12 protein-coding genes are annotated in these 16,745 nt (G+C 57.6%); 5 read left to right on the top strand and 7 right to left on the bottom strand.

Annotated elements, in window-relative coordinates; genetic code table 11:
- The first annotated feature begins 147 nt into the window (after positions 1-147).
- Positions 148-1,446 (top strand): MFS transporter, encoded by a 1,299-nt coding sequence (locus tag BLU76_RS04260; RefSeq protein ID WP_092148003.1) that lies wholly within the window; start codon positions 148-150, stop codon positions 1,444-1,446.
- 47 nt (positions 1,447-1,493) lie between these two features.
- On the opposite strand, the gene treS is transcribed toward BLU76_RS04260, so the two are convergent.
- Positions 1,494-3,560 (bottom strand): maltose alpha-D-glucosyltransferase, encoded by a 2,067-nt coding sequence (treS, locus tag BLU76_RS04255; RefSeq protein WP_092148183.1) that lies wholly within the window; start codon positions 3,558-3,560, stop codon positions 1,494-1,496.
- 447 nt (positions 3,561-4,007) lie between these two features.
- Between treS and BLU76_RS04250 the strand changes: the two genes are divergently transcribed.
- Positions 4,008-5,306 (top strand): MFS transporter, encoded by a 1,299-nt coding sequence (locus tag BLU76_RS04250; RefSeq protein ID WP_092148006.1) that lies wholly within the window; start codon positions 4,008-4,010, stop codon positions 5,304-5,306.
- 30 nt (positions 5,307-5,336) lie between these two features.
- Positions 5,337-6,992: a N,N-dimethylformamidase beta subunit family domain-containing protein gene (locus tag BLU76_RS04245; protein WP_092148009.1), complete on the top strand. Its 1,656-nt coding sequence runs from the start codon at positions 5,337-5,339 to the stop codon at positions 6,990-6,992.
- Between the two features lie 57 nt (positions 6,993-7,049).
- Here BLU76_RS04245 and BLU76_RS04240 read toward each other — a convergent pair whose 3' ends face one another.
- A complete protein-coding gene (locus BLU76_RS04240; protein ID WP_256572655.1) occupies positions 7,050-8,063 on the bottom strand; it encodes an AraC family transcriptional regulator in 1,014 nt (337 codons plus the stop codon).
- A gap of 64 nt (positions 8,064-8,127) precedes the next feature.
- On the opposite strand from BLU76_RS04240, the gene BLU76_RS04235 reads away from it, so the two are divergent.
- Entirely contained in the window at positions 8,128-9,375 is a 1,248-nt protein-coding gene (locus BLU76_RS04235) for an MFS transporter (protein ID WP_092148015.1), read from the top strand.
- 307 nt (positions 9,376-9,682) lie between these two features.
- Here BLU76_RS04235 and BLU76_RS04230 read toward each other — a convergent pair whose 3' ends face one another.
- The 3 genes from BLU76_RS04230 to BLU76_RS04220 form a co-directional block, all read right to left on the bottom strand.
- The gene (locus tag BLU76_RS04230) at positions 9,683-10,939 is read right to left on the bottom strand and encodes a hypothetical protein (RefSeq protein ID WP_092148018.1); all 1,257 of its coding nucleotides are present in this window, start codon (positions 10,937-10,939) and stop codon (positions 9,683-9,685) included.
- 6 nt (positions 10,940-10,945) lie between these two features.
- Entirely contained in the window at positions 10,946-11,392 is a 447-nt protein-coding gene (locus BLU76_RS04225) for a hypothetical protein (RefSeq protein WP_092148021.1), read from the bottom strand.
- Positions 11,393-11,538: 146 nt separating this feature from the next.
- Positions 11,539-12,012, bottom strand: a complete 474-nt coding sequence (locus BLU76_RS04220; protein ID WP_092148024.1) for a hypothetical protein — start codon at positions 12,010-12,012, stop codon at positions 11,539-11,541.
- On the opposite strand from BLU76_RS04220, the gene BLU76_RS04215 reads away from it, so the two are divergent.
- Entirely contained in the window at positions 12,011-12,403 is a 393-nt protein-coding gene (locus BLU76_RS04215; RefSeq protein WP_092148027.1) for an ester cyclase, read from the top strand. The genes BLU76_RS04220 and BLU76_RS04215 overlap by 2 nt on opposite strands.
- Positions 12,404-12,930: 527 nt before the next feature.
- Here BLU76_RS04215 and BLU76_RS04210 read toward each other — a convergent pair.
- Together BLU76_RS04210 and BLU76_RS04205 are read right to left on the bottom strand one after the other, a co-directional pair.
- Positions 12,931-15,192 (bottom strand): tetratricopeptide repeat protein, encoded by a 2,262-nt coding sequence (locus tag BLU76_RS04210; protein WP_256572630.1) that lies wholly within the window; start codon positions 15,190-15,192, stop codon positions 12,931-12,933.
- Positions 15,193-15,377: 185 nt separating this feature from the next.
- Positions 15,378-16,739: a DUF1329 domain-containing protein gene (locus BLU76_RS04205; RefSeq protein WP_092148030.1), complete on the bottom strand. Its 1,362-nt coding sequence runs from the start codon at positions 16,737-16,739 to the stop codon at positions 15,378-15,380.
- Positions 16,740-16,745 lie beyond the last annotated feature (6 nt).

The raw sequence follows: 16,745 nt of genomic DNA, 5'->3' as shown, positions 1-16,745 counted from the left end.
CAAAGATGACTAGCCACGGATCGTAAATTGATTGACAAGCTGTGGGCTGGCGATGTTATTTTTAGACGAGTTATACGTATAACTCATAAACACTCGTTTTCATACAGACGAACACCCTCACAAAAACAAAAGGGACGGCGCAGCCTGATGAACAACCTTCAAAGAACACCCATACCCAGCCATATACGCAAGGCACGCATCGCGACGTTCCTGGGTTTCATGATGATCGGCGCCATGATGTACATCTGGTCGACAGGCGTAAGCGTTTTCAGGGCGCAGCTGGGTTTTACCGGCGAGTCGGGGGATTCGAACTTCGGCTTGATTGCACTCGGGATCGGTGTGGGTTCCGCGGCAGGCGCGTTATGGGTGGGCCGCTTCCTGGATAACTTTGGTGCAAAGCCGGTGATTACGGTGTGCGCACTCGCCTATCCGCTCTCCATCATCCCGCTGGGGTTCGTCAGCGGCTTCTGGTTCGCGCTGTGCTTCGGCGTGGTCCTTGGGCTCCTGCGCGGCGCACTGGACACCGCCCTGAATGCCCATGGCGTTCAAGTCGAACGCTTCTACCAGCGCTCAATCATGTCTGGCTTCCACGCGTTCTATTCGCTGGGCGGCTTTCTGTTGGGGATGGTGTGCAGCTGGTTGACCGGCATCTACACCGACAGCGTGCAAGTGCCCTACACCGTGCTCGGCGTGGCGCTGTTCATCGTGGGCTGTTTTTTCAGTCGATGGTTGCTCGGCAAAAATGACGTCCCGCTGCCGTCAACCAGCGATTGGCAAGCCAGCGCACACCTGCCTGACGAGGCCGGCAAGCGACCATCGACCAAAACGCTGCTGGTGATGATTGGCCTGGGCGTCCTGCTGCTGGGCAGCATGATGGGGGAAAATGCGATTGCCGACTGGGGTCAGGAGTACATTCGTCGTGAGCTCTCGACGAGCACCTCAATGGCCGGCATGGCAGTCTCCATCTTTGTCGGCGCGGCGTTCGTCGGACGGCTGTTCGGTGATCGATTGGCCGCGGCGTTTGGGAATGCACGGGTGGTGTTCGGATGCGGCGCAGTGTGCGTCCTTGGCATGATCATCACCCTCGTTGGCGGCACCGCCTTGACCGGCATCGTCGGTTTCGCATTGTTCGGCCTCGGCCTGTCTTGCATCGCGCCCCTGATGATCTCCGCCGCGGGGCGCAGGGACCCGAAACATGCAGGCCGCAACATCGGCATCGTCAATTGCATCGGCTTCTCCGGAATGCTTATGGGCCCCGCCGTCATCACCGTCATCGTCAGCAACTTCGGCTTGAGCAAGCTGATGTTTTTCCCGCTGATCATGCTCGCTATCCTGGCGACCTTTGGCCCACTGTTGATGCGCGCACCCAAAGTCGTCACGCCCCAACAACAACGTGATGCGCGCAAAACCGGCGCGGCATTGAACAAGAGTGCCTCTAGCGTTTGAAACCCCATGAGGTGGTTGAGCGATCAACCACCTCGACCTCCCGAGCCCTAGATCATCGGTGAGCTGCTCACCACCCGCAGCGCCAACCCCTCGAACGCATCCAGCGTAATGGTGAATTCGCCCTCAGGCGTCAGGTCACCTTCGACCCGCTCATTGATGATGTCGACCACCGGCCCCGGTGCGATATTGGGCAGGTGCAGGGTTTCAGTGATCGGGGTCGAACCGAAGTTCAGCGCGGTGATTTGCGTACCTTTGCCAGCCGGCAATTCGTGAACCATGATCAGCAGCCCCGGATGCTCGACGTCCGGAATCAGTATCTGGCGACTGGCGGCGATGTCATAGGCACGGCGCGCAGCGAGGATCTTGCGCAACTGCGAGACGAACGAATCCGGATCTTTCAACTGGCTTGGCAAGCTGCCGTACAGGGTCTTCGGACGCGGCATCTGGCCGGCCGACAATGCCGCGTCAGGGTTGAGGTCCACCAGATCGTAGGCACCGCGATGAATCCAGCGTGTGTCGCCGTCGCCCATCAGATGCTCGACCTGTTCGGCCGGCAATGGCAACGCGCCGACCAGGTCCCAGCCAGACAATGCGAACACGCCAGGTTGCATGGCGTTGTACATCACCAACAGCAGATGAACCTGGCGAATCTGCTGGATATCCGCCGTCGTAATGGCCTCGAGATCGCGAATCCCCAACGCCGCCGTGATGATGCTCGCGGTGGTGCAGGACACGCCGTTGGTGACGAATTTCAGATTGTAGGGCGCATGCTCTCCAGTGAGGCGCTCGTACATCTGCTCGCGGATGTGCTCGCGCAGGATGCTGCCGGGAAAGGTCTGGCCCTGATAGAGGTAAGTATCGTGGGCGTGCAGGGTCCAGAAGTGCACCAACTCCAGGGTCAACTCATCATGATTCTGCAACGCATGGATCAGCGAGCCCGGATCGATGCCAAGGGTGTGCATCTGCCGCAGCATCAAGCGCAGGAATTCGGCATCGCCCATCAGCAAGGCGTGCTGGTAGGCGGGCCGAGTGATGAAGTCGTAGGAGAGATCCGCCCCGCCGTGGGACATGGCGGCGATATCGTCCACGGTCAGGTTCAGTTCCTGGAAACTGAAGCCGCCGGCCTTGCGAATCGCTCCAGCGAGCAACTGGTTTCCGGTGATCGATAGCGGATGGCTTTCGGACCAGGCGGTACCCTCGAGTTTGCGCTCGACGCCAAGAAATCCGTTGGCGTCCAGACGCAGGATTTTCGCCCCCGAGACATCGATGGCATGCAGCGCGTCCCCAATGACCATCTGCTGAGCGGCAAAGGTCGGGTCCAGCCAGTTCAGCGAAGGTTGCCCTTCCTTGAAGTAATGCAGGTAGACCCAACGACGCGGCTTACCGTCAACGCCCATCACCACCGGTGTCGCACTCCAATCGGTTTCCTTGACCCCTGGTTCGAAGAAGATCACCCGTTGCAACTGTCCGACGATGTAGTGCTTGTCCCGCAGGATGTCGACCTGCTGCGGGGTGAGGTTCTGCGCATCGCGCCCCTCGGCAATGTCGGGCAGCAGCGGCCAATCTTCCTCGCGGATTTCCACCATGTGGTAGAGCCCTGGGTAATCTTCATACGCCATCTCGGCCAAACGAAAATCCGCGCCTTTGCCGGTATGAGACGGGATGACATCTTCGATGACGACCGCATTGTGCGCGGCGGCCATTCGGGTCAATGCTTGCAACTGCGCCTCGGTGCCCAATTGCGGGTCGAGTTCGAAACTGATGCGGTCAAAATTGCCGTCAATCGTAGGTGTGTAGTCAGTGCCCGAAAGGCCACCGGACCTTTTCAAAGGGCCATTGTGGATGCCCTGGATACCGATTCTCGACAGCGCATGCCATAAGGTTTCATCCCCCAGCGCTTCAAGCACAGTGCCATTTTCGCCGATAACGATGGAGGCCGGGTACGCGGTGAACCACACCGAAGCCAATGCCGAGGCATCGCGAGGCCGAGTATGCGCATAGGGCTGCTGCCACATTCGGCCCTGGCCCGAGTAGAGCTTGGCGCGCTTCCTCGCAGTATTGAGCATCGATTGTTCGACCAGCCAGTCGACATGATTTTTCTCGGCTGCCGTCATGGACACAATCACCTCCGTCATGGAAAAAACCGCAGTCGCCCCTCTCCAACCGAAGCGCCGCTCGTTTTCATAGGAGGCCACCACACGACATTCGTTGCATCGAATCAGGAGAAAGCCTGCAAAGAACAATCGGCTGCAAAACCAGCAGCGGGGTTTCGGACAAAACATCGAGACGAAGGATCATAGATAGCCAGGATTCACCCGCATAGACTCCGGTTCGAATTGAACAACAACGCGTCCAAGGGATGCTTGGTCGTGTGCGATTCCACTGCAACCCCTTTTATCCCTGCGCAGCGGATGCGGAGCCACGTCTCCCATGTCGGCGGGATTGATCGCCTCGTCAAGCGTGCGATAGACGTTCCGCTACAGGTCATGGGATTTGACGATGTGCTGCCTCCCTGATGCAGCCCCTCCCCTCTGCGCCGATATCCATCATTGGAGAATGACATGAATAATTCGACGTCCCATCAAGGACGCCTTGGATCTTTGCGCGCGGCCGCCGTGGGAAATGCCCTTGAGTGGTTCGACTGGACGCTCTATGCAACTTTCTCTGTTTACCTGGCCCGCAATCTGTTCGACAAGACCGACCCCCGCTCCGCGATGCTCGCCACTCTTGCAGTGTTCGCGGCTGGATTCATAGCCCGACCTCTGGGCGGTTTTTTCTTTGGACGCCTCAGCGATGTCCTTGGACGCCGGGCCATCATGGTCATCACCATGATGCTGCTGGCGGCCAGTAGCCTGGGTATCGCCCTCATTCCGAACTATCAGGACATTGGCCTCTACGCTTCGTCGGCCCTGCTCGTCTTTAGACTCATACAAGGCCTTGCCCATGGGGGTGAAACGGGCGTTTCCTACACTTATGTCGCGGAGATTGCCCCTGCCAAGCACCGTGGTTTGTGGTCAAGTTCGGTGTACGTAGGCGTCACGTTGGGCGTCATGGGCGCGACGGCAGTCGCCGCCGCCCTGACCTGGCTGCTGGGTGCCCAGGCCATGGGAGACTATGGCTGGCGTATCGGCTTCGCCATCGGCGGCGTACTGGGTGTTTATGCGCTGTTCCTGCGCCGCAGCGCCCAGGAGTCGCATGTATTCGAGCAGCAACGACAGCAGGCCCAGCCACCCCGCAGGTTATCCAAGGGTGAAGTCCTGCGGATGACACGCAACATCGTGATGCTGGCTGCGGCCGCTAACGTGACCTATTACGCCTGGGTGACTTTTGGTGCTGCCTCGGCCATCGCCCAAGGCATGGATGCGACCGGCGCCTACATCGCCAGCCTGCTCGCCCAAGTCATCTGCGTATGCTGGTTGCCGGTTTGCGGAATGCTCTCTGATCGGGTGGGTCGCAAACCCATGGTGATCACCTGGGGGATTGGGGTGGTCGTGCTGACCTACCCCATCTCCATCATCGTCACCACCGAACCTTACACCTTGTTTCTTGCACAAACGCTGGCGCTGCTCGCCTGGGCTTCGATTGCAGCGATCTTTCCCGCCGTGCTTTCGGAACAAGTGCCGACCCAAGCGCGTGCACAAAGTGTCGGGTTTGTCTCATCTGTTTCGGTAGCCATTTTCGGCGGCACCGCTCCCTATCTGCATAGCTATCTCGTTGGCGTCGACCTTGAGTATCTGTACATCGGCTACCTGATAAGCCTGGGCCTGATCACGATCGCGGCAGGATATTTCATCGAAGAAACCGCAGGGATCGATCTCGCTGAAATCCGGGCACCTGGCGCCGGCTCAGCGGCGCTCTAGAAGAACCAACCCCATGCATAAGGGCACTTTATGAACGCCAATGATTCCAAGCGAACGGCCGCTCGCGGCGAACGACCCGGTGCGGATTTAACCGCCGCCGTGACCTCAGGCCCACGCCAGGGCGCGCGGGAGATCTGGGTTGAGGTTCCCAGTGAGAAAGACTCGGCAGCCGCATGGTGCTATTCCGATCGCCGCGCCTACAGCCCAGGCGAAACAGTCAACCTGCACCTGTCCTCGAACAGCCCCTGGGTTACGTTGAAAATCTATCGTGACGGCGCGCTGCCTCATACCGTTCACCAAACCGCCCCCCTCGCGGCAAGCTTCCATCCATTGCCCGAACGCGTCTACGAGGTCGGCTGCCAATGGCCAGTGTTCGCGCTATGGCCAATACCCGTGGACGCCAAGCCAGGTGCCTATGTGGTGGAAATGCGGGACGGTGCCGATGCCGTGCTCGGCCATCACCTGTTCATCGTAAGGGCGATGCGCAAATGCCCCGACGCACTGGTGCTGGTCGCTGCGACCTCCACTTGGGCCGCCTACAACGACTGGGGGGGTGCCAACCATTACTTCGGCATCCATCCCGGCACACCCCGCGGCCGCTCGCCTGTATTGTCAGCGCAACGCCCTTGGGCTCGCGGGCAAGTCTGGCTACCTGAAGACGCACCGCGCTCGATCAATGCTTCGAGGCCCAGCAAACCGGGGCCGGCGCGCTATGAATTCATCGAGTGGGCCTCTCTGTACGGCTTCAGCAAGTACTACGCCCTGGCCGGCTGGGCATCCTATGAACGTCTGTTCGTAGTTTGGGCCGAAGAACAGGGCTATACGGTCGACATCCTGACTCAGGATGATCTGCATCACGACCCCGAGGCGTTGGACGGGTACGCCTGCGCGGTCTTTGTCGGTCACGATGAGTACTGGACGCGTGAAATGCGCGACAACGTCGAGACATTTGTTGAAGCAGGGGGAAATGTTGCGCGCTTCGCCGGTAACTTCATGTGGCAGATTCGCCTGGAGAATCGCGGCGAACGTCAAGTGGCCTACAAATACGACGCCTCTGAGCTGGATCCCGTTGCGGCACGTAATGACATCACGCTCACGAGCGCCTGGGAGGATCCACGAGTGGGTCGGCCTGGGGCCAGCACCTTTGGCGTCAATGCACTGCGCGGGATTTACGGTAGCTTTGGGGGCATGGCCCCGCGCGGCCCGAGGGGCTTTACCGTGTTCAGGCCACAGCATTGGGCATTCGCCGATACCGGGCTGGGTTACGCTGATCTTTTCGGCGATGCGGCCAACATTTTCGGGTACGAGGTAGATGGCTTGGACTACACCTTCATCGACGGCCTTCCAGAACCTCTCGGCACGGACGGCGCACCGCCAGGGTTGCAGATCCTTGCCATGGGCTGGGCAACCATCGCCGAGCACGGCCGGCCGCAGGATGCGTACTCATTCATGCTGGGCGATGCAGATGCCAGGTTTCGGGCGTCACTGCTGGCTCCGGACATGAGTGATGCCAGCGTAAGCCAGCACAGCCGAGGGACTGGCATGCTCGTACATTTTCAAAAAGGCCAAGGTGTTGTGTTGACTGCTGCGTCCTGCGAGTGGGTAAATGGACTCAAGCTTGACGAGTACTCCACCGTGACCATCACCCGTAATGTGTTGGATCGTTTCTTATCAGCAAAGGCGTGATCTTGGCGGGCTCATCGTAGATGCCGTTGCAGTTCGGCCGGACCTGCCTGGCGCCGTTCATTCCACCGGCTCACTGCTTCGGCGGGCCTGTCGATTGACCCCTGGTGGCTGGCCATTGATACGCTTGAATGCACGGCTGAATGCCGCTTGTGAGGTATAGCCCAAGCGTTGTGCGACGGCGTCAATCGACAGGTTGCCCTGCGTCAGCCATTGGCTGGCGATCCGCATGCGCAACTCGGTGGCGTATCGCAATGGAGGCACGCCAATGGTGGCTTGGAATCGCTGTGCGAACACAGAGCGTGATACGTGGGATTCGGCTGCCAGCTCGGCCACTGTCCATTCGCGTCCGGGTTGGCGATGCAGGGCAAGGATAGAGCGTGCCAGGCGGGGATCTCGCAGCGCTGCCATGAGACCTTGCGCGCTTTCAGAGCCACACTCGACCCACCCACGTATGAATAAGGACGCGGCAACTTCCGCAAGCCGCGCCATGATCCCGGCATACCCGATGCGTCCGGCGCAGATCTCACGCTTGATTGAATCGAGTATCGCTCCAAGCCCTGGATAACGTTGACCACCGGTGTCCGCCACCATGACATCCGGCATCAGCTTGCCTAACCCCCGCATGCCTCCAAGATCGAACTCCATGCAGCCGTAGAACAGGATCGCACTGGGCGTGGAGAGCGTGCTCGGACAGGTGTTCACACCGCTGACAGCCTCGCCCAAGGGAGCGGCGTCAAGTTGGTCGATGTTCTGTACCGTGGCATCCAGGGCGGATAGCAGTTGGTGCCCATGCCCTTGCGGCACCAATACCGCGTCGCCTGCCGCTAGGTGACGGATCGCGCCATCGCCTGTACGCAGGATGGCCGTACCCACCGCCAGATAATGAAAGTAGGCATGGGCCGATTTGTGTTCGAAACCCAAGCCAAAGCTCGGCCCCGTTTGAATACGGCGGTACTGAACACCGCGTAGTCGCATCCCCGTGAGCAGTTCGCTAATCAGCTCAGAAGACAGAGCGAATTTTCCTGATTCAATCATGTTAGGTGTTTCGATCAAAAGACTAAGACTTAGCATCATAGATCATCCTGACGCTCAACCCTAGAGTGTGTCTCACAATCACTTTCCAAGGATTCTTGAGATGAGTAGCGATGTTCTTGACGCTGCATCTGGCAGCATTGCTGGAGTAGAGCCGGCCACCCCGGCATGGACGGCGGTTTTCTCCCTGGCCATGGGGGTCTTCGGCCTGCTGACGGCTGAATACCTTCCGGCGAGTTTGCTAACGCCGATGGCTTCGGACTTGAGCGTCTCCGAAGCGATGGCCGGACAAGCCGTGACCGTCACCGCCATGGTTGCGTTGTTTGCTGGGTTATTGGTGCCAGGTCTTACCCGCTCGCTTGACCGGCGCACCGTTTTGCTCGGTTTTTCAGCGCTGATGATTGCCTCCAACTTATTGGTGGCCATGTCATCGAGTCTGGTGGTCCTGTTGTTGATGCGGGTGCTGCTTGGCATTGCGCTGGGTGGGTTCTGGAGCATGGCGGCTGCCGTAGCCATGCGACTGGTACCGGCGAAATGGGTGCCCCGGGCGCTGTCCATCATCTTCAGCGGCATCGCCGTGGGAACAGTGGTTTCCGTTCCGCTGGGTAGCTACCTGGGCGGTCTCTTCGGCTGGCGCAGTGCCTTTTACGCGGCAGCGGCGGTCGGCGTGCTGACGTTGATCTTCCAATGGTTCACCCTACCCCGCATGGCGCCTCGGAAAATGTCACGCACAGCCTCCGTGCTGGAATTGCTCCGTCGTCCAGGCATCGCCATGGGCATGATCGGATGCGTGCTTGCCCACACAGGTCAATACGCATTGTTCACCTACATCCGTCCCGCACTTGAAAGCGTTGTACCCATCGACACCGATGGCCTGGCTTTAATGCTATTGGGTTTCGGTGCCGCCAATTTCGTTGGCACACTCGTCGCGGGTTGGCTGATGGAACGTAGCTTGCGCCTGACATTGATCCTTATGCCTGCCCTGGTAGCCGTGGCCGCGCTTGCCATGATCTCGCTTCCTCTGCAGGCGCCGGGACTGGCACTCGCCGTCGTCCTCTGGGGCCTGGCTTTCGGCGGGGTGCCGGTTTCCTGGTCAAATTGGGTGGCACGCGCGGTTCCGGATCAAGCCGAAACCGCAGGTGGGATGGTCGTCGCTGCGGTGCAGTCGTCAATCGCCGCGGGAGCTGCACTCGGTGGGTTGGTGTTCAGTTTTAGCGGCGTAATGGGCGTCTTCATCATCGCAGGCGCAGTGATGCTGCTGGCGGCTCTGATGATTGCGCTTTGTATTCGAGTGGAGTTGCCGATGCATGCTGGGGGTGAACTGTCAGGACATTCCCGACTAGCGCGTTGAAATCGAATTTCTACGCATGCCGCAATTCGGGGCCAGATGTCGCAAACCAGAGTAAGCGCCGTGGGGTTCTAGCTCCGAACCCCACCCTCGTCACCGTCGTGACAGGCCCGATCGTCGTACAAATGCTGGCCATTTTAATTGCTCACAAGTGCTGCCAAGTTCATCTGAGCTTCTGTAAAGCAAATACCTGTTGCAACGCTTTCCTGAACAGTTGGACGGGGCTGCAAAGTTACTGGGCTGAAGCGTGAAAACACTCGAACGGGACGCAGACTGCGACTGATGTATATCGTGAAGAGAGCTGAAGCTTTCACCGGGTCAGCTTGTCTGCATTAATGAAAGTAGACCCATAGTACGTGTCATCGTAGATGGGAGACATGACAACCCCAGCGTCACGCGTCAGCTTGCAGTACATGCCCAGCAACCGGAGAATAGTCTTTCTCATCATCGAGTGATTGCGGTACAGCGTGTCGGAGTTGATTTTGAGACCGTCCTCCGAAAGCTTGTCCTTCACAAATTCGGTGATGGTGTGCTGGTTGTCACACGCATTGAAGATTGCCGGAACCTTCAACTCAGCGATCTCAACGGACTCGGCGCCATGGGGGTACTTTTTCCGAGCAGCATGATCATATTCGCGCCACAGTTGCAGCTCCACCATGCCCGCCCCCAGGATGCCCAGCCAACTGGCCAGCGTCCCCGTGTGCATACGCAACCGCACCTTACGAGTGCCCCACCGCTCGAAGAAATCCTGGACCTGCGCCGTGCTCGCCAAATCCCGCATATTGATTAGTGGGATGCCGCGCAAGCTCGACTTGGTAGTGGCCTCATTGAAGTGCCGTTGTATATCTAGAAGACGATCGACCGTCGCCTCCTTCAAGTTGAACTCCTGCTTTCCAAGAAATACGCAAATAGAGTTGTCCTTGCTTATCATCATGTTCAAGCCATGCACAATCATTTCGTAGTCGGCAAGCAACGTAAGACGTGTTATGAACTTCTCATCAAATTCGCTACCTATCCGATCCGGACTGTTTTTCGTCACCGGCAGCACCCCTGCAACAGTTAGCCAGCAATAGACGCCCACTGACACATCCCTGAACTCGCGGACAAAGCAGCGTTTAAGCAGATCTCGCCGGACCAGCGCCGAGTAGGAAACGAATTCACCCTTCAAGGAGTCAGCAATTTCCAAGGCGTAACTAGCCAAAACGCCCGTGGACTTTTCTGTCATCGCAAGCATGACAGCCATCTGGAAAACATTCGTATGGCGCTCGACAGCTTCTATCGTCTCCTTTGACAAGTCCGGCGGAGGCACCTCCACCGGGATAGCCTGTCTCAACTCCTCAGTGGTGTTGGCCAGGCTTACCTCCAGAAAGTAGTACGCTAGATGCTTGATGATCTCGGACTCACGACCCGAGTGTCGACTTTCAGCCATCTGCGTAACTCGCTGAATAACCATTTCAAGCTGTCGGCGCTCCTCGGCGTCCATGCCTCGGTAAACGACCAGTTCGTTAAAGAAAACCAAATCCAGGAAATCTAGACCAGCCTTCTGTGCCTTGGTGATGCGAGCCATTTACGCCTACCCTTTCCGCTCTGCCTCTGCGGCACCCGCCGCCACACCGACGCCTACCGCTGCACCCGCTGCAGCTCCGGTCGCCGCCACTACCGTAGCACCCGCCGCCATGCCCCCGCCTCCCGCAGCGATAGCACCACCACCCAGCGCCGCCAGCGAGGCGTTGGTCAGCGCAACCCCTGAGAGCGAGCTGATGGCTGTACCGGAAGCCGTTGCGCCCAACAACCCCGTCGAACCAATAACGGCAGCGATGGGGCCCGCAAAGGCCGCGGCGGCACCACCCGTGGCAAGAGTACCGAGGCATACCAGCGCCGTCTTGCCAGGGTTCTCCATCACCGTGTCGACTGCCGAATTGGCCAGGTCACTCACAGTATCGACCGTCGCAACCGCCAGATCGCTTACCGCACCCACTGCACTGTCAACAAAATCAAAAACCGAATCGAAAAAAGACATGTTGAGCTCCAGATTCTGCCCGGAAGACATTTCCGAACGACTGGACGCTATTGTGTTAAGTCGATTTCGCGCGGGCTATTGGTAAAAAAGTCGTACTATTTTCTACACTGGTAAAGCAAATGGAAAGTGAAACCCATCAATAGCCCTCAAGTGATGACATGAAACACGATTCGTGAACAATCGGCATGGTCGGAGAGGTGAGCTTCCGGCAACGTCAAACAGCTTGAGCACTGCATGTTCTGGAATGACACTGGACGCCTCATCAGAATGAAAGGTGCCTCCCACGTGGTGGTAGTTTCCAACCCGAAGGTGGTGGCAAATCTGATCGAAAAAAGCTGCGCAATAAATGCAATTGGCAACACGAGGCCCGCGCATGCAGGTCTTTTGCCGTTGCCCGTGAAATTTAGTTTTTCGTCAGTCTGGTCGCGACGCTCATCGCTTGGAGAAAAAGGCCTGCAGTGCGCAAGCCAACTCGACCGGCGCCTATTCAGCGACGTGATGATCACTGTCAGTGCCTGCGCCGGTGACTTTCTGTTCTGCTCACTGCCTTGATGAGACATGACAACAGGACCTAGGATCGCAAAGGCAAGAACAGACATGATGAGGAGAATCAGCCCCATGAGCCCGAACCTTGCCGATTTTTATAGCGACTACATCGCCTGCCTGAATGCACAGGACTGGGAAAACCTGGGCCATCTTGTGCACCCGGATGTGGTTCACAACGCGAAACCATTAGGGTTGCACGGCTATCGAAGCATGCTGGAAGCGGATTATCGGGCTATCCCCGACTTGCGCTTCGCCATTGAATTTCTGATGATCGACCCACCTAAATTGGCGGCTCGCCTGGCGTTCAATTGCAGGCCGGCTGGGGAATTCCTGGGCCTTGCGGTGAATGGGACACGCATCTGCTTCGCCGAAAATGTCTTCTACACGTTCGAGGACACCAGGATCCGCGAGGTCTGGTCGGTCATCGATAAGGTAGCGATCGAAGCTCAGCTCCGATCAGCGTAGCGGATGCCTCCACTCCGACGGGCCCGTTCCAACGTGGCATGCAGATTGCTCCAACCCCAAAAGAGGCACTGGTCCGCCTCCACTTGAGCAGAAACGACTCACAAGGGGTACATGCCATGCATAGCGTGTTTTATGCGACAGGCCAGCTAACGAGACTCCGCCTGAAGCCTTTTGATTCCAGGGCCAAGCCCATTGAAACGAAGCCTTCACAGTTCCTGGAAACTGAAGCCGCCGGCCTTGCGAATCGCTCCAGCGAGCAACTGGTTTCCGGTGATCGTTAGCGGATGACTTTCGGACCAGGCGGTACCCTCGAGTTTGCGCTCGACGCCAAGAAATCCGTTGGCGTCCAGACGCAGGATTTTCGCCCTTGAGAGGGCAACGTCCTTTCCTCAACGATCTCCGCAGGGCTTGGCCCCCTTGTTCGATGGTTTCTCAGGTAATACGGATGTATCCGGCTTCTCAGCAACGCAGCAGGAAAAGTGTATTGGCTGGACGCTTATCACCACTTTTCGGGACACTGCTCGAAATCACCGCCCATAAGACTCTAAACTCTTTAAGCGGGGATCATCTGGGGCTACGTCTCGCATATGCCTGATGTATTCGACGGCGTGGGTCCTCTCGCCCTGCTTGAGATACAAATAAATCAGCGCGTAGAGCAGATCGGGATCATTCGGCGATCGTTTCAGTCCCTCATGCAACACTCCAATAGCCTCGCCGCGACGATGCATACTTGAAAGCAAGAGCGCTTGGTTGTAACGAATGCGCGGACTCTCGGGCATCGCCGAGGCAGCCTTCTCCATCCAGAGAAGCGCCTCCCTTTCGCTTCCTTTTTCCACGAGCAGCAGGGCAAGCATGTACGCCAAATTGCCATGATCAGTGACTGGCATCTTCTCCAGACTTAAGCCTTCGCGCAGTAATCGCTCAGCCTCATCCTGACGATGATGTGTATTAACGAGGGTTACAAGCTTGATCCGCGCAGGGGAAAAATACGGATCCAACTTCAATGCCTGGCGATATTCATTCATTGCCTCATCAGCATTCCCTTGACGGGATAGGAGTTCTGCCAGATTGAAGCGCCCTCCAGGCAGATCCGCGTTACCACGCAACCGACGCTCATAGTCCGCCAACAGGGACCTGAATCGATCTCTCTGTGCTTCTGGGATTTGCGCCATAGGCAGATCTGATAGCGCACGTACCGCTTCGTCACGCACTGCCAACGCAGAATCGCTGATCAGCGGCAGGAGGGATCTCACACGCTCTGTAGGTGGCATGCCAGCAAAGCCTGAAGCCGCATAAGCTCTGACGAGCGCAGCTTCGTCCTTAAGGGCCTCAGCCATATTCGGGAGCGCCACCGCGCCAATTTCCGCTATCTGCTGCACGGCGGTGGCCCGGACAATGGGGGGATTGCTCTTATCTCGAATGACCTCCCCTAGCATACTCAGGGCGTTGATATTTCCTTCGTGGACGTCACGAAACACTTCCCCATATTGAGCTGGGCGCCGGGGTTCACCGAACCAGTTCTCAACGGCACCGGCCGCCCACTCCGGAGAGCGGCCCTGGTGGCAAGCCGTACAAGCGTCGGGACTGCCTGTCTTGCGGTTTAGATCAGGGCGAGGAATCCGAACAGCATGGTCACGCCGGAGGTCCACAGACATGTAGATAGTCGCTGGCATATGGCAGTTGACACATTGGGCTCCTGGTGAGCCCGACGGGTGGTGATGATGGGATTCGCTGTCGTAGTCCCCTGCTTTGAGCGTTGAAAATCTGCTGGCAGGAGGGCGAGCATTATGGCATTGGAGGCAGAGAGCGTTTCCTTCTAGCCGAACCTTGGTGGTATGTGGGTCATGACAGTCCGTGCACGCCACTCCGGCGGCATACATCTTACTCTGGGTGAAGGAACCGTACTCGTACACTTCGCTCCGAATCTGCCCATCAGCGTGGTACATATCAGCGCCTAAGGTGACTGGCAGGCTCTGATGCAATTGTGGATAGCCGGGCAATTGCCCAACACCCAGCGTCTGGCGACGGCTATGGCAGAAGGCACATTGCTCAACCTGCTCGCGCCCGTCCATCGATTTGAAATTCACCTGCAGTCCAAGGCCACTGATCGAAGTGTCCTGTCCCGAAGTTTGTTTGCGTTGCATCCAATCAACATGAGTCTGCCCTGGCCCATGACATCCCTGGCAACCCACACTCTGCTCTTGCCAGGTGCTGGCAAAACTGTCTTGCTGCTCGTTATAGCCTTTGAGCAGGCGGGTTGAATGACAATCCGCGCACATGGCATTCCAGTTTTGATAGCGACCAGTCCAGTGCAAAGGGTCGTTAGGCGTAAAGCGTTGCCCCGGATAGAGAGAAAACCAGCGCTGTCCCCCTTCTTCTCTTGAACGGCTATCCCAAGCGACGGTTAGCGCCTGCAAGCGACCGCCGGGAAAGGCAACCAAATACTGCTGTAGAGGGTAGAAACCGAAGGTGTAGCGAATAGGAAAATCTTCCGGTAGCCCATCTTCGCCTTCGATATTTACGAAGTAGTCCTGGCCTTTGCGAAAAAAGCGGGCTTGGACTCCCCCCTCCTCGAAGACGACGTCATCGAATTTACCCAACACATTGCCAAGAGTGGCATCGCGCATCGCCCAGCCGTGGTCCGACGCATTCCATTGCTCCGCCTGTGTGGCGTGACAGCCCGTGCAGCTATCAGCGGGAGCATATCCTTCGCGCTCTGTCGCCAATGCCGGAGGAAGTCCACCGCTGTGGGCGCTTTCCGAGCTTGTGCAGAGGAAGGCTAAAATCAAGATAAAAGCACCTGAGCGTATCCAGCGCAGGACGCTTAACCACACAGCTCGGCATCCCACTTTTCTGTCCAATGCATACGTCGCGCTCTTCTAAAGGTGCTTGCCCTAGCAGTATGCCTGCCACCCGGAGAAATCCATCCACAGATGGCAGGACCTTGTGCGTGTACCGTTAACCAGACAATGGATTAACGGATGCCAACCTTGCGCAATGCTGAGGGCGTGTAATCCGAAGAGGAAGAAACGGTGCCGAATTCCATCGGCGAGCGCTCTTCGTTGCGTAAACCGGAAACCACGTAACGGCCGTTGTGCAGGTCATAAAGCGCTTCAACACTCAACCAAGGGATCTGCTTGTCGTATACCTGGGTGATGAATCCTTCGCCGACCCTCCACAAGTCCCCCCGCGCGTCGTAATGTTCAGCAACTACTATTTGCCAGCTATCCTCGTCGATGTACAACTTTCGCTTGGCGTAGACATGCCGCTCACCTTCCTTCAAGTCCGCCTCAACGACCCATACACGGTGGAGTTCGTAGCGGGTCAGATTCGAATTGATATGGCCGGGCTTGATGATTTCGTCGTATTTTAATTCAGGGGATTGAAGCTTGTAGGCATTGTAAGGGATATACAACTCTTGCTTGCCTATCAGCTTCCACTCATAGCGATCTGGCGAGCCATTGTACATGTCGGTATTGTCAGCTACTCGCTGCCCCTCCGCGCCAGGCGAGGGGCCGTCATAGGCCACCTGGGGCGCCCGGCGCACCCGGCGCTGGCCTGCCGTATAAATCCATGCTTTGCGAGGCTCTTTCACTTGGTCGAGGGTCTCGTGTACTAGAAGTACGTTACCCGATAGGCGTGCCGGCGAGGTGATCGCTTGCATGTAGTAAAAAAGCACGTTGCCCGGATTTGCAGGATCGAAATCTTTGACATGGTCACGGTAGGTGAACCACTGGCTCATCGTAACAGGCACGTAACTTCCGTCGACAAGCGGAGCCGTCTGCATAATGGTTCGCTGAACACTACCTCCCCGATAACGCGCAATATGGTTCCACACGACCTCGATGCCATTCTGAGGAATGGGAAAAGGAATCGCCGTCGAAAACCCTTGCAGGCCATTCCCCCCCTCCATCAACGAAGCGGATATGGCGTTCTGCCTGATCGATTGTGCAACCGACTCTGGAACGCTTGCGGTACGGTGGGTGGGGTACACGGGCATCTGGAAGGAGTTCGGGTAGCGCTTGAACAGGGCCAACTGGCCCTCGCTCAGCTTATCCCGATACTGTTCGGCATTCTTCGCTGTGATGGTAAACAAAGGCGACTCCGATGCGAACGGATCACTGAGATGCCCAAACGCATCGACGGTCCCGGCCTTGCCCTTCAGACCACCGTTCCAAGAAGGGATACTGCCGTTCTGGTTCCCGGAGCGCTCAGCGCCTACCGGAGTCAAGCTACTCTCTAACCTTGCTGCCTGATCCGCAGGCACCGCCGCGTGAAGACCCAAAGCAACAAGCGCCAGGGCTATGCCCGAAAGGGAGATCGATAAATTTTTCATGGGGAG

The organism is Pseudomonas sp. NFACC08-1, from assembly GCF_900106735.1.
Lineage (GTDB): Bacteria > Pseudomonadota > Gammaproteobacteria > Pseudomonadales > Pseudomonadaceae > Aquipseudomonas > Aquipseudomonas fluorescens_Q.
The sequence above is the reverse complement of the archived record's forward strand: the minus strand, read 5'-3'. Positions and strand labels throughout refer to the sequence as shown.

Bases quoted from the DNA above. Each gene is read 5' to 3' on its own strand.
- BLU76_RS04225 (WP_092148021.1), bottom strand. From the start codon at position 11,392: ATGTCTTTTTTCGATTCGGTTTTTGATTTTGTTGACAGTGCAGTGGGT.
- BLU76_RS04235 (WP_092148015.1), top strand. From the start codon at position 8,128: ATGAGTAGCGATGTTCTTGACGCTGCATCTGGCAGCATTGCTGGAGTA.
- BLU76_RS04230 (WP_092148018.1), bottom strand. From the start codon at position 10,939: ATGGCTCGCATCACCAAGGCACAGAAGGCTGGTCTAGATTTCCTGGAT.
- BLU76_RS04240 (WP_256572655.1), bottom strand. From the start codon at position 8,063: ATGCTAAGTCTTAGTCTTTTGATCGAAACACCTAACATGATTGAATCA.
- BLU76_RS04205 (WP_092148030.1), bottom strand. From the start codon at position 16,739: ATGAAAAATTTATCGATCTCCCTTTCGGGCATAGCCCTGGCGCTTGTT.
- BLU76_RS04220 (WP_092148024.1), bottom strand. From the start codon at position 12,012: ATGGGGCTGATTCTCCTCATCATGTCTGTTCTTGCCTTTGCGATCCTA.
- treS (WP_092148183.1), bottom strand. From the start codon at position 3,560: ATGACGGCAGCCGAGAAAAATCATGTCGACTGGCTGGTCGAACAATCG.
- BLU76_RS04250 (WP_092148006.1), top strand. From the start codon at position 4,008: ATGAATAATTCGACGTCCCATCAAGGACGCCTTGGATCTTTGCGCGCG.
- BLU76_RS04215 (WP_092148027.1), top strand. From the start codon at position 12,011: ATGAGCCCGAACCTTGCCGATTTTTATAGCGACTACATCGCCTGCCTG.
- BLU76_RS04245 (WP_092148009.1), top strand. From the start codon at position 5,337: ATGAACGCCAATGATTCCAAGCGAACGGCCGCTCGCGGCGAACGACCC.
- BLU76_RS04260 (WP_092148003.1), top strand. From the start codon at position 148: ATGAACAACCTTCAAAGAACACCCATACCCAGCCATATACGCAAGGCA.